The organism is Limnohabitans radicicola (assembly GCF_014837235.1).
GTDB classification, from domain to species: Bacteria; Pseudomonadota; Gammaproteobacteria; order Burkholderiales; family Burkholderiaceae_C; genus Limnohabitans_A; species Limnohabitans_A radicicola.
Genome location: NZ_JACYFT010000002.1, coordinates 902,062 through 919,100, shown reverse-complemented (window position 1 = coordinate 919,100; position 17,039 = coordinate 902,062). Strand labels below are relative to the sequence as shown.

Sequence of the window (17,039 nt, the reverse complement as noted above, 5' to 3'; positions counted from 1 at the left end):
TCACCACCTTCCCGATGCGCCGCCGCCGCCGAATCCGCCACCACCACCTCGAAATCCGCCGCCGCCCCATCCATGACGCCCACCCCCTGACATACCGCCTAATCCGTGAAGCACCGTAGACGCCCCGATCAGCGTGACGAACATAGCGGCAATGCCAGCGAAGATGGCGAGAAGCAGTGATCCGACAACCAACCAGGCAAGGCCAGTCACGACCATACCCGTGACGAGTGAACCGCCAACTCTTCCGAATGCACTGCGCAATACACTGCCGACACCTAAAGACACAATCATCAAGAAGGGGACAAGTTGACGAAGTCCTTGATCGGAATTTTTGGAGTGGCGTTGATGTTCTGGTAGTGGTTCACCATCGATTACAGAGATGATTTGTCCAACGCCCGATTGAAGTCCTTGGAAAAAATCGCCTCGCTTGAAATGGGGAACGATAACTTCACTGATGATTCGCTTACTGGTGATATCAGATAAGGCACCTTCTAGACCGTAGCCGACTTCGATACGTACAGTCCGATCATCTTTGGCCACCACCAAAATAGCGCCATCATCCACCTTCTGCCGACCCAGCTTCCACTGCTCGGCTACGCGCAGTGCATATTGTTCGATGCCCTCAGGAGCGGTGGTTGGAATGATCAATACCGCCAGCTGAGATCCCTTGCGGGCTTCAAATGCTGACAGGGTTTGCTCCAGTGCGGTCTTCTGATCTTGTGTGAGTGTGCCGGTTTGATCAGTAACATGCCCCACTAGGGGCGGCACCGCAACCTGCGCCTTGGCAACGTAAGGAGCGAAAAGTGCCAACGATAGCCAGCAGGCTATCAGAAAGCGGTATATCACTCCTTTACCAATCATTTGGTGATCCCGGGTGTGGAGCTTTGATTCGCAGCCGGAGCGCTATCAAAATTTACAGAGGGGGGCTTGGTGATTTCTTTCTCATTCTCCACAGTGAAATTGGCCTTCTCTTTGTAACCAAAGACCATTGCGGTCAGATTTGATGGGAAGGACCTGACTGTCACGTTGTATTCTTGAACTGCTTTGATATACCGATTTCGTGCCACCGTAATGCGGTTTTCGGTGCCTTCCAGCTGTGCCTGCAAATCTCTGAATGCTTGGTTGGCTTTCAGATTGGGATAATTCTCAGATACCACCAGCAGGCGAGAGAGCGCGCCTGACAACTGACTTTGTGCCTGTTGAAATTTTGCGAAAGCAGCCGGATCGTTGATTAGCTCCGAATTCACTTGGATCGAGGTGGCTTTGGCTCGTGCTTCCACCACTTTGATCAGGGTGTCTTGCTCGAATTTAGTTTCCCCTTTGACTGTGCTCACCAGATTGGGGATCAAATCTGCGCGTCGTTGGTATTGGTTCAGAACTTCTGACCAACTAGCCTTGATTTGTTCGTCAGTACTTTGGAAAGTGTTGTACCCACAACCACTCAGAGTAAGGACAAAGACTGATATCAGGAGAATAAATAATTTGCGCATGCTGATTACTCCAAAGTGATTGTGAATTTTCAGGTTAGCCGCAACAGCAGCGACCTGAGTTTCTAGGCTGCGATGTACTCCCGGGCTTGGTAGTTGCAGTCACAGGAGAAGACTCGGTTGCGATGTTCGCGACGTAGTCTTCTTCGGCCAGAGCAGCGATAAGCGAGGTACTTCCTACTTGCAAGTCGCCCTGTACTTTGGCTCGGCCACTTAATAGATCTACTTCGACATGTACCACGCCAGGAACAGCTTGCAATGCTTGTTTGACATGCTTGACGCATGATCCGCATGTCATGCCCTCTACTGTCAATTCAATCGTTTTCATTAATGTGTCCTTTCATGTGGTTCATTGATTTAAATACGCATCAATGATTCAGTGCTGATTAGTCTTTGGGTGTGCCAGATGACGGGGAAAGATTCGGAAAAAAGCGAGGAGTTCTTTTTGCGTATAGGTCGTACACGTCACCAAATTGAGATCGCATCTCCTCTTCTTCAGTAACAGCCAGTCGACCGTACATGAGAAGAAGAATTGGAAACATGACCAAGGTCAGTAACGTGGGCCATTGCAGGAGAAAGCCAAGCAAAATCATCACAAAGGCTACATATTGCGGATGCCGAACGCGTGCATAAGGACCGCTGGTGGCCAGAGAGTTACGCCGTTGAGCGTGGTACAGGACATGCCAAGCTGTAGAAAGCAAATAGAAGCCATAGCCAAGGAATATGTAGCTGGCGATGTGCAAAACTCCAAAATGTGGATCTCCTTTCTCGCCTAGTAGTGTCGACCACAGATGTCCCGAGTTATGGGAAAGCAAATCAAGTCCTGGGAACCGAGTTTGCAGCCAGCCCGACATTAGATAGATGGTCAGCGGAAAACCATACATTTCAACAAACAAAGCAACGACAAACGCCGCGAAGGCGCCAAACGTCCTCCAGTCACGGGCCGTCGCAGGCTTGAAAAAGCTAAACGCGAACATGATGAAGATCGCTGAATTGATGATGACCAGCGACCACAGACCATAAGCGGATTCGGTATGGTTCATCGTGAATCCCCTTCATTGCGTGATTCGGTAGTTTTCGTTGTATCAGGCTTACTCTGGCCATGTCCGCCATGTCCGCCGTGCATGAAGATATGCATCAACGGGCAGGCGAGGAGCAGGAGAAATGGCAGCGCCCCGACGACGTGCGCGAGGTGTTCGGTCAACAGGAAATACGCTGCTACGCCACCAATCACCACAAGACCTATGGCATAGCGAGAACTCCAAAAGCTGGGGGGCGACTCGTGCCTGCCGTGTTGATGGTTCATGGTGACTCCCAATTCGGTGGATGCGTTACTTAGCTGGCGTAGCTGGCAGGCGGTCCAGCATCATCTGCATCGTGGACTCCATCATTTGCATGCGCTTTTCCATCATCTGCTGACGCTCAGCCATGTTGGCGGGCATGCCCTTGCCACCTTGCATGCCACCCATGCCCTGCATGCCTGCGCCCATCTGCTGCATCATTCCCATGCCGTCCTGCATCAGCTTCATGTGCTCGTCCATGAGTGCCTGCCGCTCTGCTGGCGTTTTGGCCGCCAGCATCTTTTCGTGCATCGCTTGCATGGCTTTCATGTGCTCGTCCATCTTGGCCATTGCAGCCATCGGCCCCGCACCCGTTGGCTTCGCGGCCGCCTTCATGTTGGCGGACGCAGGCGATGTGCTGCCTGCTGGGTGATGGGCTTTGTGCTCATCGGCAGTTTGCGCCATCACGCCCAGTGAGAGCGAAGCGACACAGATACCGACCAGGGTATGGCGGATTTTTGACGTAGTGATCTCCTTCTTCCGATGAAAAATCGTCGCAGTCAGCATTCGAACCCTCTGACCGCGACGACACAGCACGCCCGAGCAGCGTGTTCTTACTGAGCGGGCTGAATGTCAGTGACAACCATCTTCCCGCCCTCGTTGACGACCATGAACTTGACCTTGTCGCCGGGCTTCACCTTGCCCAGCAGATTCTTGTCTTTTGCGGTAAACACCATGGTCATGCCGGGCATGTCCATGTGCTTGATTTCTCCGTGCTTGATTGTGACTTTGCCAGCCTCAATATCTACTTTCTTGACCTCGCCTTCGGTCATCGATGCAGCAGGCCGCGACATGTCCATCTTGCTGTGATCCATGGTGGTCTGTGCCACGCTGCCGACAGGCAGGCCAATGCCCATGGCCAAGGCGGAAACGGTGGTGATTTTCTGGATGATGTTCATGGTTATCCTCGTGGGTAGGTGTTGAAAACAGTGGTGCTGCCGTCGCGCTGGATTAGCAGCACCTGATACGCATCGCGTCGGTTGTCATAGGATGGACCGTCCATGCCTGGCGACCCAACCGGCATGCCTGGCACTGACAGTCCCAAGGCTTTGGGTTTTTCTTTGAGTAGGGGTTGGATGTCTGCAGCGGGCACGTGGCCCTCGATCACATAGCCCTGGATCAATGCCGTGTGGCAAGAGCCAAATTTCTGCGGCATACCAAGGCGTGCGCGTGCGGCGTTGTTGCCTTGGTCAATCACAGTGGTCGCAAAACCATTCTTTTCGAGGTGCGCAATCCAGTCTTTGCAGCAGCCACAATTGGGGTCTTTCCAGACCTGCAAAGTTGCCGGTGCGGCGTAAGCGGTCATGCTTAAAGGGGCCAGTGCCAGCAAGGCGATGCCCGCGAGGCAGGCGCGCCGGGTGGCGAAAACAATCGAGTGCTGTCGGGACATGTGGCGCTCCTTTTTAATCGCTCAAACTATTTCTTATTAACCTTGACCTGACCCTTCATACCGGCCTCGTAATGACCTGGCATCAGGCAGGCAAAATTCACAGCTCCTGCTTTTGTGAACTGCCAGACGATTTCCCCCTGCTTTCCAGGAGCCAGCGTGACTTTGCTGGGTTCATCGTGTTCCATATCTGGAAACTTGCGCATCTGCTCCAGGTGTTCCAGCAATTCTTGCTGGGTACCCAAACTCAATTCATGTTTGACCTGGCCTTTGTTTTTGACGATGAAGCGCACCGTCTCGCCCTGCTTGACTTGAATATCGGCTGGCGTGTAGCGCATGTTGTCCGTCATCTCGATGGTGACGGTTCGGCTGGCCTTGCTGGCCACGCCGGGTTTTCCAATTGCCGTCTCGTCGCTACCGTGTCCGTGGCCACCAGCATGGGTGCCACCGGCAAACGCGGCACTGGACATAGCCAGCGCGGCGATCAAGGTCAAGGGCCAAAGGGTGCGGGTCATCTGGGTCATTGCAATTTCTCCTGGGTTAAATGAAAGCGGATCAGTGGTTCTCATGGCCACTGCTGGGTTTGCGCACCTTCACTTCCGTTGGGGTGGGCGGTTTCTGGATACGTGGCATGGATTGCCCGCCTTCCGACTTGAAACGAGCAGGTTCGGCGAGCGGCCCGGTGTATTCGTGCGCCACCGTGCCCTCCGGGTGCTTGAACCACCCCGGATTGCTGTAGTCACCAGGCTTTTGGTCACGACGTACCTTAAGCACGCTGAACATGCCGCCCATCTCGACCGATCCGAACGGGCCCTCGCCGGTCATCATGGGCGCGGTGTTGTCAGGAATGGGCATTTCCATCTCGGTCATGTCGGCCATGCCACGCTCGCCCATCACCATGTAGTCAGGAATCAAGGAATTAATCTTCTTGGCGATCCCACGATGATCAACTCCGATGAGCGTGGGCACGTTGTGGCCCATGGCATTCATGGTGTGGTGGCTCTTGTGGCAGTGGAAGGCCCAGTCGCCTTCCTCGTCGGCGAGAAACTCGATCTGCCGCATTTGGCCGACCGCGACATCGGTGGTGACCTCGTACCAGCGGGTGCTCTTGGGAGTTGGCCCGCCATCTGTGCCAGTGACGAGAAACTCGTGCCCGTGCAGGTGGATCGGGTGGTTGGTCATCGTCAGGTTGCCGATACGAATGCGAACCTTGTCGTTCAACCGCACATTTAATGAATCGATGCCGGGGAAGATTCGGCTGTTCCAGCTCCACAGGTTGAAGTCCAGCATCGTCATGATCTTGGGCGTGTAGCTCCCAGGGTCGATGTCGTAGGCGTTGAGCAGAAAACAAAAATCCCGGTTCACTTCATCGATCAACGGGTGCTTGGCTTTGGGGTGAGTGACCCAGAAGCCCATCATGCCCATGGCCATCTGCGTCATTTCATCCGCGTGTGGGTGATACATGAAGGTGCCGGGACGACGTGCGACAAATTCATATACAAAGGTTTTGCCTGGTTGAATGGCGGGTTGATTCAGTCCAGCAACCCCATCCATACCATTGGGCAAGCGTTGTCCATGCCAGTGAATACTGGTGTGCTCAGGGAGCTTGTTTGTCACAAAGATCCGCACGCGGTCGCCCTCGACCACTTCGATGGTGGGGCCAGGGCTTTGCCCGTTGTAGCCCCAAAGGTGGGCCTTGAAGCCGGGGGCCATCTCGCGCACCACCGGTTCGGCCACCAAGTGAAACTCTTTGACGCCGTTGTTCATACGCCAGGGCAAGGTCCAGCCGTTGAGTGTCACCACCGGGTTGTATGAGCGCCCAGTATTGGGCACCAGTGGCGGCATGGTGTCAGGGCTGGTTTGAATGACGGGCTCTGGCAAGGCTGCAAGTGCCACGCGGCTCACAGCACTGGCTGCAACTGCACCACCGGCGATACTGGCCAATCGAAAAAAATCTCTTCTGGATGTCATTGCTTTACTCTCGTGTTCAATGTCCAGCCGCGCCAGCGCTAGGCGCGCTGGTCATCACGGACAGGGAGGTCATAGTGGGGCGGCCGATCAACGATGCCTGCAAGGCTGCGTCCGCCAGCCAGTACTGCTGCTGCGCAGCGATGGCGGCGGTCACGGTGCCGACTTGATCACGAGCATCGGCCATCAGCTCAAAGACACCAATCAGCATGCCGTTGTAACGAAGCTGGTTTTCTTCGGAGATCACACGGCGCACGGGCAGCACTTCATCCCGGTAATGCTTGGCCACATCAAATGATGTGCGATAGGCCGAATAACTCTCGCGCAAGTGCGAGCCCGCCGCGCGCACCGTGGCCTCCAGTTGATTGGCCGCCGCGAGCGTGCGGGCATTCCACGCATCGCGCTGCATGCCGCCCCAGTCGAAAATTGGTAAGCGAACCGCCACCTCGAATCCGCGCGGTTCGGTTCGGGTTCCTGCTGCGTTGTCAAATACCGTATTGCGCCGCGCGGTCAGTTCGATGTCGGTGAAGCTGGTGATGATGTTCAAGCCTTGTGCCTTGCCCGCGCCAGCCAGTGCGCTTTGCGCCAAACGAATGTCCAGACGACCATTCGTCGCCAATGCGCCGACCGTATTTGGTTCGAGCAGCGCTTTGGGCAAATCGGGCAGACGTTCGGGCAGTTGGAGTTGTTGCCCCTGCGCCTCATCAAGCCCCAGCAAACGAATCAGCTCCTCCCGGCTCGCGGTCGCTTGGTGTTGGGCCGTCGCCAGGCGGGTAGCGGCATCGGCATAGAAAGATTGCTCACGGGCACGACTGATGCGGTTGAAGTTGCCTACCGACTGCATGCGCCGCGCGAGTTCGGCACCTGCCTCGGCGCTTTCAAACACCTGTCGCGCGTAGCTCAGGGCCTGCTGAGCCGCCACGGCACGCACCCAGGCTTGGCGTACCTGCGTCACGCGATCCACCACCTCAGCAGAAAGACGCAATTGCGCCTGCTCGATGCGGCGCTCGGCGATGCCCGTGCGGGCAGGCAAGGTCAAGAGATCCAGCAGACCAAACGAGAGCGAGCGCGCCAACTCCAGCTCATCACCAACCACCATGCGCTCAAAACTGAAGATGGGGTTGGCAATGCGGCCGACCTGTGCGGCGTCGGCGGACTCCGCCCAACCTTGCGCCAGCAGGGCTTGCAAGGCGTGGCTGTTGGTCAATGCGAGCTGCACAGCTTCTTTCTGCCCAAGGGGTTTTGCCAGCAATTGGGCAGCGAGCTGTGCGCGTTGCTCACGTTCCTGATTGCTTTGGGCCAAGCTCAATTGCCCGTCAGTGAAGCCGGTGGTCTCGGTATTGACGCGGTTCACGTTCTGCTCAAGGCTGACGCTGGCACAGCCAGACAAAACCCCGATAGCAACCACGGACACCGCCAGCTTGGCGCGATGAGATGAGAGCAAGCGCTTCATTGCTTGCCTCCCTCATGGTGACCGGCATGCGGATTGGCCGCCGGTGGCGTATCGGGCGCTGGCTGTCCAGTTGCGGCTTCCTTGGCGTAAGCGCGCCATCCTCCAATCCGTCCCACGCGATCGTTAGCCTCGCGCCATGGTAGGACCTCTTGATCAGCATAAACTTGATAGCCGCTGATCGCCGATTTGTATTGCAGTTTCGTCGGCAAGCTTATGTTAGTAGTCTCAGGCTTGCTTGGCTGTGCCTCTTGCGCAATAGCGCTTACTGACAAGAATGCCAAACTACCGAATATGGTTGCTTTGAGTAGGTGAGATTGTTGTTGCATGTGCGCCTTTTGAACATCCATTGGTTTCCAGGCTGTAATTTTGTAGATGTACGCCTGACAATATTCCGTCCGCCAGATTACATATTTGTTATCTTTGTGTCAGGTTCTGAAAATTTGTCACACTAGAGTGCAACGAGCGAAAAAAAAGGAAAGTCGTGAAAATTCTGATCGTAGAAGACGAACCTAAAACAGGTGAATACCTTCGTCAAGGTTTGCATGAAGCTGGATTCGTTGTCGATTTGGCTCAGACTGGCGTAGACGGCTTGCATTTAGCGGAGCAAGGTGAATACGAGCTGGTCATTTTGGATGTGATGCTTCCAGGTTTGAATGGTTGGGAGGTATTGAAAAATATGCGCCAACGCGGTCTGGAAATGCCAGCGATGTTCTTGACTGCACGTGATCAGGTTGAAGACAGGGTCAAGGGTTTGGAGCTTGGTGCTGATGACTACCTTGTCAAACCGTTTTCATTTGCAGAATTGCTTGCACGAGTGCGCACTATTCTCCGCAGAGGACGCAACGGCTCTGAAACCACGGTTTTAAAGGTGGCTGATTTAGAGTTGGATCTGCTGCGTCGACGAGTTGCACGAGCGGGCAAGCGGATTGATCTCACCGCGAAAGAATTTGGATTGTTGGAATTGTTGATGCGTAGGCAAGGCGAAGTATTACCAAGATCGCTGATCGCTTCACAAGTGTGGGACATGAATTTTGACAGCGATACCAATGTGATCGAAGTTGCCATGCGTCGCTTGCGAGTAAAAATCGACGAAGGACAAGAAGTCAAGTTGATTCAAACAGTGCGAGGCATGGGCTATGTGCTGGAAGCGCCGGAGACTCATTAAATGCTCAGAAACCTTTCGCTCACGAGCCGCTTGACCATCTTCTTTACTTTGGTTGCAGCTGCTGTTGTGCTAGGACTGGGTTGGCTTTGCATGGTTTCGGCAGATCGACATTTCTTAGATCTTGATCGGATGGCGCTGGAAGACAAGCGACAACTTATTGAAGATATTTTGGCTAATTCAAATTCAGCCGAAGATGCGCGATGGCGGCTTGGGGAGTCGCTTAGCCATCATCATGGACTTCTTGTTTCGATCAAGAATTCATCGGGACAAACACTGTACAAATCTGAAGAATTTAAGTTTTTAGAAAAACCTATTTCGTCTGACCACGGTAAAGATGATCATGCGTTGCAAACGTTGAAGAGTGGGGGCAGTGAATTCCATGCCATTCAATTCCAGACGGTAGCCAAATACAGACAAGAAGATACTCTCACAGCCTCTGTGGCAATTGATGCGGCCCACCATCAAGAATTTCTGGAAGAGCTTCAGCGCAGTCTTGCTGTTTATGCGTTGTTTGCAACGCTGATCAGTGGGCTGCTGGGTTGGATCGCCGCACATCAAGGGATGGCTCCTTTGCGTGCTATGAGATCAAGAGCGGCAGTGGTTACAGGCCAACAGTTGGAAGAGCGTATGCCTGTTGAAGCTGTTCCAATTGAGATGGCTGATCTGGCCAAGGAGCTTAATCAGATGTTGGATCGGCTGGAAAGTGATTTCCGGCGTCTCTCTGAGTTTTCATCAGATTTGGCCCATGAATTGCGTACGCCAATCAGTAATCTACTTACGCAGACACAAGTGACGCTTTCAACTAAGCGCGATGCTTTTACCTATCGTGACATCCTCGCTTCAAATGCGGAAGAGTTGCAGCGCTTGGGGCGGATGGTGTCTGACATGCTATTCCTCGCCAAAACGGAGCGTGGCGTTGATTTGCCGAACAAGGAAATATTTTCAGCAGCACAGGAGATTCTTGCGTTGTGCGAGTTTTATGAAGCAGTTGCCGAGGAAAAGCATATTTCACTTAGTGCGCATGGTGATGGGTGCATACATGGAGATCGGTTGATGTTTCGTCGTGCAGTCAGCAATTTGCTATCAAACGCGCTGCGTCACACCCCTCAAGGAGGGGAGGTTAAAGTTATTGTGACCGACTCAGGTACGAGCACTGAGGTTGTAGTTCAAAACACTGGAACGGAGATTGACCCACGTGTACTTCCCCGGCTATTCGATCGCTTTTATCGTGCCGATCCAGCTCGTTCTCACCCTGATTCTGATGGTGCGGGTTTAGGTCTGGCAATCACAAAGGCAATCGTTGAAGCTCATGGAGGCATTGCTGAAGTGACTTCCCAACAGGGTAAAACTAGTTTTATTTTGAAGTTCCCGCATTTGTAGTCCTTCAGGCTTAAAGGTCGCTGTCAATAAGAGGAAGTGATCTGACTGGCTCAGATGATGCGGCCCTTCGGGGCCGTTTTTATTGGTGCCAATTGCCGTTTTGAAACAATGGGTGGCCGAGTTATTGGCGCAAGCGAAGACTTACTGGATTTGTGTCTTCAGCGCGTTCAGGTACCCATGAGGGCGGAACTGGGCACAAGTGCTGTCTGCTGCGGTTTCTGGGTAAAGCCCCAAGCGCTGCACTCGGCGTTCTTTCGGTGGCGTGCTGAAATAGCTGACCCCGCACCTGTAAAGCGTCGATGAGCAGGGTGCGATCATCAGGTTCTGACAGTTTTTGCAGGTGGGTTTCATACGGTTCTCAATTTTAGAGGAACCAACCTTCTGCTCACCCCATGGGCAGTTCGCCGAATGTCCTCGAATTTCCGTTTGAACCCGCCAGCGTAATCTTGGCTACGGAACCGTACGGAACTCGAAGGCTGTTACACTGAACACCAAGGATTTCAGTTAGCGTAGCAGCCGCGTAGCAGGCAAACAACACTTCTGAAACCCGCATGAATCAAGGCTTCCAGGAGGCTACACAGATTGCAAATCCGTGTAGGTCGGTTCGACTCCGGCCCGCGCCTCCATATCCAGCAAGCAGCCCCACGGGGCTGCTTTTTTTCTGCTCAAGAGCGCCATGGGTGCAATGTTTCCAGACACGTTGACATACATCAAGCCTTTGACCTGAGTCTGTGCAGACAATCCGTGGCATCTCAAAACACAGATGGCCATGACCCAATTGCGCATCACCCCGAATAAGCAGGAAATCGTCATGCGTGATGGTGACCTGATCGTTTCCAAAACGGATCCGAAGGGCCGTATCACTTATGGCAACCGCGCGTTCAACCATTATTCCGGCTTCAGTGAAGATGAGTTGCTGGGGGTGCAGCACAACATCGTCCGGCACCCGGACATGCCTCGTGCTGTATTCAAGCTCTTGTGGGATCGATTGAATGCGGGGCAAGAAGTCTTTGCATTTGTGAAGAACATCGCCAAAAGCGGCAGTTTTTATTGGGTCTTTGCCAATGTGACACCTTCCTACGATGTTCAGGGGCAGTTGCTGGGGTACTTTTCTGTTCGTCGCAAACCCAATCCCTCGGCCCTCGTGTTGATTGAGCCCCTGTACCGCCGAATGCTTCAAGTTGAAAAAGACGCGGGCAGCCGGGATGCGATCGCAGCATCGACACAACTGTTGATGGATGCGTTGGCTGCCCAAAATACCTCTTATGACGATTTTGTTCTGAATCTGCAAGGGATTTGAGTTGGAGCGCAAGCCGCCGGGATCTGCAACATTCAGGCCATACAAGTCTCAGTGGCCATGCCACTGAGGCATTTTTTTTGCCACCTTTGTGACCTTATCTGCCAGGAACTTGGATCAACATCCAGACTGACTTTGTTCTGATTGATTCATTGAGGAAAACTTGATGCAGATGAAAAAACGTTGGTTTGTCTCGGCAGCTGTGGCCGCCATGCTGTCATGCTCAGGGGGCACGTGCTTGGCGCAGGCGACCTATCCCGAGAAACCCGTCAAATTGGTCATTCCATTTGCCGCAGGTGGTGCCACCGATGTGCTGGGCCGTTTGCTTGCCGTGTCGATGCAAGAGAAGCTGGGGCAGTCGGTCGTGGTGGAAAACAAACCCGGGGCTGGTACTGTGCTGGCCGCCTCACAGGTGGCCAAAGCGCCTGCGGATGGTTACACATTGCTGCTGGCGTCCAATTCCACGTTGGTGCTCAACCCGGTGATCCGAGAAAAATTGAGCTATCACCCCATCAACAGCTTCACGCCGATTGGCATGGTTGCCGACATGCAGCTGCTGCTGGTCGCCGGACCCTCGGGTCCGGCTTCGCTGGCTGCGATGGTTTCCCAGGCCAAAGCCGATCCAAATGCCTTGAATTACGGCTCGTTCGGCACGGGCTCCACAGTGCATTTCGCCGCAGAGTTGCTCAAGTCGGCCGCAGGTATCCAGATGACCCACGTGCCTTACAACGGCAGCGGCCCGAGCCTGACCGCTTTGATGGGGGGGCAGGTTTCAGTGGCCTCGGACACGATAGTGGCTTCCATGCCGCTGATCAAAGCAGGCAAGGTGCGGCCGCTGGCCGTGTTTGCAGCGCAAAGACTCAAAACTTTGCCCGATGTGCCCACCATGGGCGAGGCGGGTTACCCGAATGTGGAAATCAGTTCCTGGTTTGCCTTGATGGCCCCGAAGGATTTGCCTGCAGCAGTTCGGCACAAGCTCGAAAAAAACCTGGCGGATGTGCTGGCCTTGCCTGAGGTGCGTGCCAAACTGGTCGATGTGGGGCTGCAGCCCAACTGGGGTAGCGCAGCCGCGGTCACGGCGCGGATGCAAAACGAGTTGCCTCGCATGCAGACCGTGGCCCAGCGTGCAGCCATCAAGGACGAATGATGCCATAACACAGTCAACCAACATAAGGTTAACCGACCATATGTTGATCAACCATTGGTTGGTCAACTATAGGTTGGCAGACATGATGTTGATAAACTGCATTTTCCAGACTGAATGGATGGGATATGGATGAATTACTGATCAGAGCGATCACGGCTTATTACCGAACACGCGCAGCCGGCGATGACCGACAGGTCGACGGTAAGAGTGCCCGTGTCACGCACCTGGGTAAGGGGTACGTCGTCCTGCGTGCCTCGGGTGAGTCGGCGCCGTTGGCGGTTTACCGTTGCATGAACCGTGGCGAACTCAAACGCCTCAAGCGTTGGCCGGCTGAGGTCGTGGCAAGCGGCGAGACTGCGGAGGGCGTTGTGCATGCGCCAGCCGCACAAGCCATGCCTGCGCTGCTGGACCTGGTCCCCATGCCGCGAAAGACGTTACCCAAAACTTCATCCAAGGGGGTCTCATCTGCCGATCCCGATCAGGCAGGCCTCTTTTGATAAGGCGATGTGAACAGGGCTTGTGCGCCTTCTGTGCAGAAATTCGTACGGCCTGCAAAACAGCGGTGTTTTTTTGGCATATAATTCGAGCTTCACTTATGCGGGAATAGCTCAGTTGGTAGAGCGCAACCTTGCCAAGGTTGAGGTCGCGAGTTCGAGCCTCGTTTCCCGCTCCAAACATCGGAAGAAGTGCCAACATCTTCCAGCAAAAAGGGAAGCACGCGCTTCCCTTTTTTGTCAGAACGTGGCGCGGTAGCAAAGCGGTTATGCACCGGATTGCAAATCCGTGTAGGTCGGTTCGACTCCGGCCCGCGCCTCCAATCACAAAGCCATTGACTTTTTGTCAGTGGCTTTTTTCTTGGGCCACCTCAGTAGTAACACCATCACGCCTGTGCCCATAAAGCACTAAATTGGTGCTTTGGTCGCAAAAGGAGTGTTTGGATGAATGCCTCCCAAATTCAGAACTTGCTGGTGGTTTGTTTGATTCTAGGGTTTGCGATCATGGAATTCATCAGTCGCAGATACCGCGACACGGTCCATGCGACGGGGAACGACACCAAGCTGGAACTGTTCATGTTTCTGAGCTTGTTGGCCATCACGCAGCCCATCGCCATCCTGACGACCAGCAAGCTCGGTGCGTGGTTGGCGCCGCAATACAAGGGCATGCTGGCCGACTGGCCCTGGTGGGCCATGGTGGGTATTCTGATTCTGGCGGATGACCTCACGCAATACTGGTGGCACCGCCTGTCGCACTCACCTTTGCTGTGGCCGCTGCATCGCGCGCACCACTCGGCCGAGTACATGAGCATTCGGGTGACGTTCCGCAACAACTTCTTTTATTACCTGATGATGCCCGGCCTCTGGTTTGCTGGCGCACTGCTGTACCTGGGCGTGGGGGGGATGGTTTATGCCATGTATGTCGTGGTCAAACTGTTCGTGATCCTGGGCGCCCACTGTGCCTGGCGCTGGGACGAGCCGCTGTACCGCATTCCGGCGCTGCGCCCGCTGATGTGGGTGCTCGAGCGCACCATTTCTACGCCTGCCACGCATTGGGCACACCACGCCATCACCAACGAAGACGGCATCGGGCACTACAAGGGCAACTTTGGCAACCTGTTGTTCATCTGGGACCAGATCTTTGGCAGTGCCTTGATCACCCGCAAATTTCCGGAACGAGTCGGCCTGATCGATGACAAACTGTTTGGCCAGGAGCGCTGGTACCACCAGATGTTTTTCCCGCTGCTGCAGTCCTCGCGCGAGCACACCGCGCTGAAGTTCGGAGGCTCGATCTATGAAGGCCCCGCGACTGCAGCCGTTTCACCCACATCGCAAACTGGAACGACAGCATGAAATGGTCCTATCTCTGCCTTTTGATCGCAGGCGTCTTGCCTGTGATCGCCGCCGGCATCGCCAAAGCAGGTGCCAAGGGTTATGACAACCACGATCCACGCGCCTGGATGGCCATGCAAACCGGGCGGCGTGCCCGCGCCGACGCGGCGCAAGCCAACAGCTTTGAGGCCTTCCCGTTTTTTGCGGCAGGTGTCTTGCTGGCATTGCAGGCAGGCGCCGACACGAGCCGCATTGACGCATTGGCCATTGTCTTCGTACTGGCCCGCGTGATGTACATCGCGTGTTATGTCTCCGATCGCGCGAGTCTGCGCTCCCTGTTTTGGGCTGTGGGCTACCTGTGCGTCCTGGCTTTGTATGCCTTGGCCATGCTGGCCTGAATCCGCGGCCGACAACTTCACGCGCCGAGCAGAAACCGGGGGGAATCAAGGCACAATAGAGGCCTTGCCCCGGTGGTGAAATTGGTAGACACATCGGACTTAAAATCCGCCGCTTCCGTAATTGGGGCGTGCCGGTTCGATTCCGGCCCGGGGCACCAGCATCACAGAGCGACACCATGACCCACCCACACGCCCCGTTTGAAATTCATGTGCATGGTGATGTGCCTATCAAGCCCGAAACCGATTCGGCCGCGTTGCACGAAGCGCTCAAACCGCTGTGGAAATACGCCGGAGCCCGTTCTTTTGGAGAAGGGTCAGCCAGCCTCTACGAAGAAGAGCCCGGCATCCGTTTTGACAGCTCCAACCACCGTTTGCAGATGTGCTGGACGGTGCGTGGCGACGACGATTTCCGCATGGTGCTCGATGACCTGTGCATGAACCTCAATGAACTCTCGGCTGCAGGCGCCCAGATCGAGGTCACTTTCTACGACGCCGAGTTTGACGAAGAAGACGAAGCACAGGGCGGCGAGTCGCGCGACGACTTTGTCATGCTGTTTGTGGGCCCGGACCCGGGCGCCATCATGCAGGCCCAGCGCGATTTGCTGGTGCACGATGTCGTCAACATGATGGAGCGCCACTTTGATGGCTCTGAGCTGGGTGGTGTGGTCGCTGAAATCGACAAGCTGTTCAGCCAGCGTTTTGACAACCTCGTCAGCTCCTTGGACATTGGCAAGCCGCCCCGTGGCCCGGGCGGTGGCAACGGCCACGGCGGCGGTGGCCGTCGCCCGCGTCATTTGCACTGATGTCACGCGGCTGAGGCTTTTTGGCTTCACAATCCTCGCCATGCAGGCGCTGCTGCCTGCGCTTGAGGAGACGATCCGGTGAAGCCCCTTTTTTCTGCTGAAAGTTTGAATCCCGGCGTGCGCCCGCGTGAGGTGTTGGGCTGGGCCATGTACGACTTTGCCAACTCCGGCTACACCACGGTGGTCATCACCGCCGTGTTTGCCGCCTACTTTGTGGGCGGGGTCGCGGGTGGTGCCAGCTGGGCCACGCTGGCCTGGACCGTGGGCCTGAGTCTGTCTTATGCCATCGTGATGCTGACCATGCCGGGTCTGGGCGCCTGGGCCGATCGTCGTGCGGCCAAAAAGCGGCTCTTGATGATTTTCACGGCTGGCTGCGTGTTGTCCACGGCCGCGTTGGCCTGGGTCGGACCAGGCCAGGTGGCTCTGGGGCTGGTGTTGCTGGTGGTGTCCAACACGTTTTATTCCTACGGCGAGTCCTTGACCGCATCGTTTTTGCCCGAGTTGGCCAAGCCTGAGGCCATGGGCCGTGTGAGTGGCTGGGGGTGGGCGCTGGGCTACATCGGCGGCATGCTGGCCTTAGGCATTTGCCTGGCCTATGTCTTATCGGCGCAGGCCCGCTCCGAGCCTGCGGCCAGCTTTGTGCCCGTCACCATGTTGATCACGGCGGGCATTTATGGCGCTGCAGCGCTCGTGACCTTTGCCCTGATGCGCGAGCACGCTGCGCCGCAACCCGATGCCGCCCGCCCTGAGGGCGTGTTCGCCAGCCTGGTGCAATTGCGCCGGACCTGGCGCGAGGTGGCGCCTTACCAGGACTTCAAGCAGCTCATGGCCTGCGCCGTGGCCTACCAGGCCGGCGTGGCTGTGGCCATCTCGCTGGCCGCCATCTATGCCGAGCAGGTCATTGGCTTTGCTCCGCAGGAAACCATGGTGCTGATCTTCGTGCTCAACATCGCCGCTTTTGCGGGGGCCTTTGTGTTTGGCTATGTGCAGGATGCGTTGGGCCACAAACGGGCGCTGGCGCTGACCATCCTGGGCTGGGTCCTGACCTGTGCACTGGCCGCTTTGTCGACCACCAAGGGCATGTTCTGGTGGGCAGCAGCGGTCGCGGGTGTGTGCATGGGCTCGAGCCAGTCGGCAGGCCGTGCCATGGCGGGTGTGCTGGTGCCGCCAGCGCGCATGGCTGAATTCTTTGGGTTGTGGACCTTCGCCATCCGACTGGCGAGCATCGTGGGACCGCTGAGCTATGGCCTCATCACCTGGCTGACCGATGGCAACCAACGCCTGGCCATCGCCTCGACGGCCTTGCTGTTTTTGTTGGGTCTCATCTTGCTGCGTCCAGTGGACATGGCGCGTGGGCAGCGCACAGCCCAAGCCTGAGCCGGTTTGGG

The 17,039-nt window shown here is 55.6% G+C and carries 21 protein-coding genes and 3 tRNA genes; 12 read left to right on the top strand and 12 right to left on the bottom strand.

The features are described 5' to 3' along the window. Genes IC609_RS12150 through IC609_RS12095 form a run of 12 tightly spaced genes read right to left on the bottom strand, consistent with a single transcriptional unit; the run spans window position 1 to window position 7,961 of the window. Entirely contained in the window at window positions 1-861 is an 861-nt protein-coding gene (locus IC609_RS12150; protein WP_191819740.1) for a TPM domain-containing protein, read from the bottom strand. After that, a complete protein-coding gene (locus IC609_RS12145; protein ID WP_191819739.1) occupies window positions 858-1,490 on the bottom strand; it encodes a LemA family protein in 633 nt (210 codons plus the stop codon). Before IC609_RS12145 ends, IC609_RS12150 begins: the two co-directional genes overlap by 4 nt. A 34-nt stretch (window positions 1,491-1,524) precedes the next feature. Beyond that, complete coding sequence (locus IC609_RS12140; RefSeq protein WP_191819738.1) at window positions 1,525-1,815, bottom strand: heavy-metal-associated domain-containing protein; 291 nt, start codon at window positions 1,813-1,815, stop codon at window positions 1,525-1,527. A gap of 58 nt (window positions 1,816-1,873) precedes the next feature. Next, a complete protein-coding gene (locus IC609_RS12135) occupies window positions 1,874-2,530 on the bottom strand; it encodes a methyltransferase family protein (protein ID WP_191819737.1) in 657 nt (218 codons plus the stop codon). Next, window positions 2,527-2,793 (bottom strand): DUF2933 domain-containing protein, encoded by a 267-nt coding sequence (locus tag IC609_RS12130; RefSeq protein ID WP_191819736.1) that lies wholly within the window; start codon window positions 2,791-2,793, stop codon window positions 2,527-2,529. The genes IC609_RS12135 and IC609_RS12130 overlap by 4 nt, the downstream gene beginning before the upstream one ends. Window positions 2,794-2,818: 25 nt before the next feature. Beyond that, window positions 2,819-3,334 (bottom strand): hypothetical protein, encoded by a 516-nt coding sequence (locus tag IC609_RS12125; protein ID WP_191819735.1) that lies wholly within the window; start codon window positions 3,332-3,334, stop codon window positions 2,819-2,821. A gap of 47 nt (window positions 3,335-3,381) precedes the next feature. Continuing rightward, window positions 3,382-3,726 (bottom strand): copper-binding protein, encoded by a 345-nt coding sequence (locus IC609_RS12120; RefSeq protein ID WP_191819734.1) that lies wholly within the window; start codon window positions 3,724-3,726, stop codon window positions 3,382-3,384. A 2-nt stretch (window positions 3,727-3,728) separates the two neighbouring features. Beyond that, a complete protein-coding gene (locus IC609_RS12115; RefSeq protein ID WP_191819733.1) occupies window positions 3,729-4,217 on the bottom strand; it encodes a DUF411 domain-containing protein in 489 nt (162 codons plus the stop codon). Window positions 4,218-4,243: 26 nt separating this feature from the next. After that, window positions 4,244-4,729 carry a cupredoxin domain-containing protein gene (locus tag IC609_RS12110; protein ID WP_191819884.1) on the bottom strand — a complete coding sequence of 162 codons (486 nt, stop codon included), beginning with the start codon at window positions 4,727-4,729 and terminating at the stop codon, window positions 4,244-4,246. Between the two features lie 40 nt (window positions 4,730-4,769). Then, window positions 4,770-6,185, bottom strand: a complete 1,416-nt coding sequence (locus IC609_RS12105; protein WP_191819732.1) for a multicopper oxidase family protein — start codon at window positions 6,183-6,185, stop codon at window positions 4,770-4,772. A 16-nt stretch (window positions 6,186-6,201) separates the two neighbouring features. Continuing rightward, window positions 6,202-7,635, bottom strand: a complete 1,434-nt coding sequence (locus IC609_RS12100; RefSeq protein WP_191819731.1) for a TolC family protein — start codon at window positions 7,633-7,635, stop codon at window positions 6,202-6,204. After that, window positions 7,632-7,961 carry a hypothetical protein gene (locus tag IC609_RS12095; protein WP_225224133.1) on the bottom strand — a complete coding sequence of 110 codons (330 nt, stop codon included), beginning with the start codon at window positions 7,959-7,961 and terminating at the stop codon, window positions 7,632-7,634. Before IC609_RS12095 ends, IC609_RS12100 begins: the two co-directional genes overlap by 4 nt. A 155-nt stretch (window positions 7,962-8,116) precedes the next feature. Between IC609_RS12095 and IC609_RS12090 the strand changes: the two genes are divergently transcribed. The 12 genes from IC609_RS12090 (at window position 8,117) to IC609_RS12035 (ending at window position 17,028) form a co-directional block, all read left to right on the top strand. Then, window positions 8,117-8,800: a heavy metal response regulator transcription factor gene (locus IC609_RS12090; protein ID WP_191819730.1), complete on the top strand. Its 684-nt coding sequence runs from the start codon at window positions 8,117-8,119 to the stop codon at window positions 8,798-8,800. Continuing rightward, window positions 8,801-10,180, top strand: coding sequence for a heavy metal sensor histidine kinase (locus IC609_RS12085; protein ID WP_191819729.1), 1,380 nt, complete (start codon window positions 8,801-8,803; stop codon window positions 10,178-10,180). It abuts the gene before it with no gap. A 763-nt stretch (window positions 10,181-10,943) separates the two neighbouring features. Beyond that, a complete protein-coding gene (locus tag IC609_RS12080) occupies window positions 10,944-11,480 on the top strand; it encodes a PAS domain-containing protein (protein ID WP_225224132.1) in 537 nt (178 codons plus the stop codon). 163 nt (window positions 11,481-11,643) lie between these two features. Then, complete coding sequence (locus IC609_RS12075; RefSeq protein WP_408611035.1) at window positions 11,644-12,624, top strand: Bug family tripartite tricarboxylate transporter substrate binding protein; 981 nt, start codon at window positions 11,644-11,646, stop codon at window positions 12,622-12,624. 125 nt (window positions 12,625-12,749) lie between these two features. Continuing rightward, window positions 12,750-13,121 (top strand): hypothetical protein, encoded by a 372-nt coding sequence (locus tag IC609_RS12070; RefSeq protein WP_191819728.1) that lies wholly within the window; start codon window positions 12,750-12,752, stop codon window positions 13,119-13,121. 100 nt (window positions 13,122-13,221) lie between these two features. Continuing rightward, window positions 13,222-13,297: transfer RNA gene (locus IC609_RS12065), tRNA-Gly, on the top strand. A gap of 70 nt (window positions 13,298-13,367) precedes the next feature. Then, window positions 13,368-13,441, top strand: a tRNA-Cys gene (locus IC609_RS12060). 121 nt (window positions 13,442-13,562) lie between these two features. After that, window positions 13,563-14,471 carry a sterol desaturase family protein gene (locus tag IC609_RS12055; RefSeq protein WP_191819727.1) on the top strand — a complete coding sequence of 303 codons (909 nt, stop codon included), beginning with the start codon at window positions 13,563-13,565 and terminating at the stop codon, window positions 14,469-14,471. Next, window positions 14,468-14,848 (top strand): MAPEG family protein, encoded by a 381-nt coding sequence (locus tag IC609_RS12050; protein ID WP_191819726.1) that lies wholly within the window; start codon window positions 14,468-14,470, stop codon window positions 14,846-14,848. The genes IC609_RS12055 and IC609_RS12050 overlap by 4 nt, the downstream gene beginning before the upstream one ends. Before the next feature lie 66 nt (window positions 14,849-14,914). Continuing rightward, window positions 14,915-15,006: transfer RNA gene (locus IC609_RS12045), tRNA-Leu, on the top strand. 18 nt (window positions 15,007-15,024) lie between these two features. Next, on the top strand, window positions 15,025-15,651 hold the full coding sequence (locus IC609_RS12040) for a DUF6806 family protein (RefSeq protein ID WP_191819725.1): 627 nt from the start codon (window positions 15,025-15,027) through the stop codon (window positions 15,649-15,651). A 78-nt stretch (window positions 15,652-15,729) separates the two neighbouring features. Continuing rightward, a complete protein-coding gene (locus tag IC609_RS12035) occupies window positions 15,730-17,028 on the top strand; it encodes an MFS transporter (RefSeq protein WP_333473689.1) in 1,299 nt (432 codons plus the stop codon). Window positions 17,029-17,039: the final 11 nt, after the last annotated feature.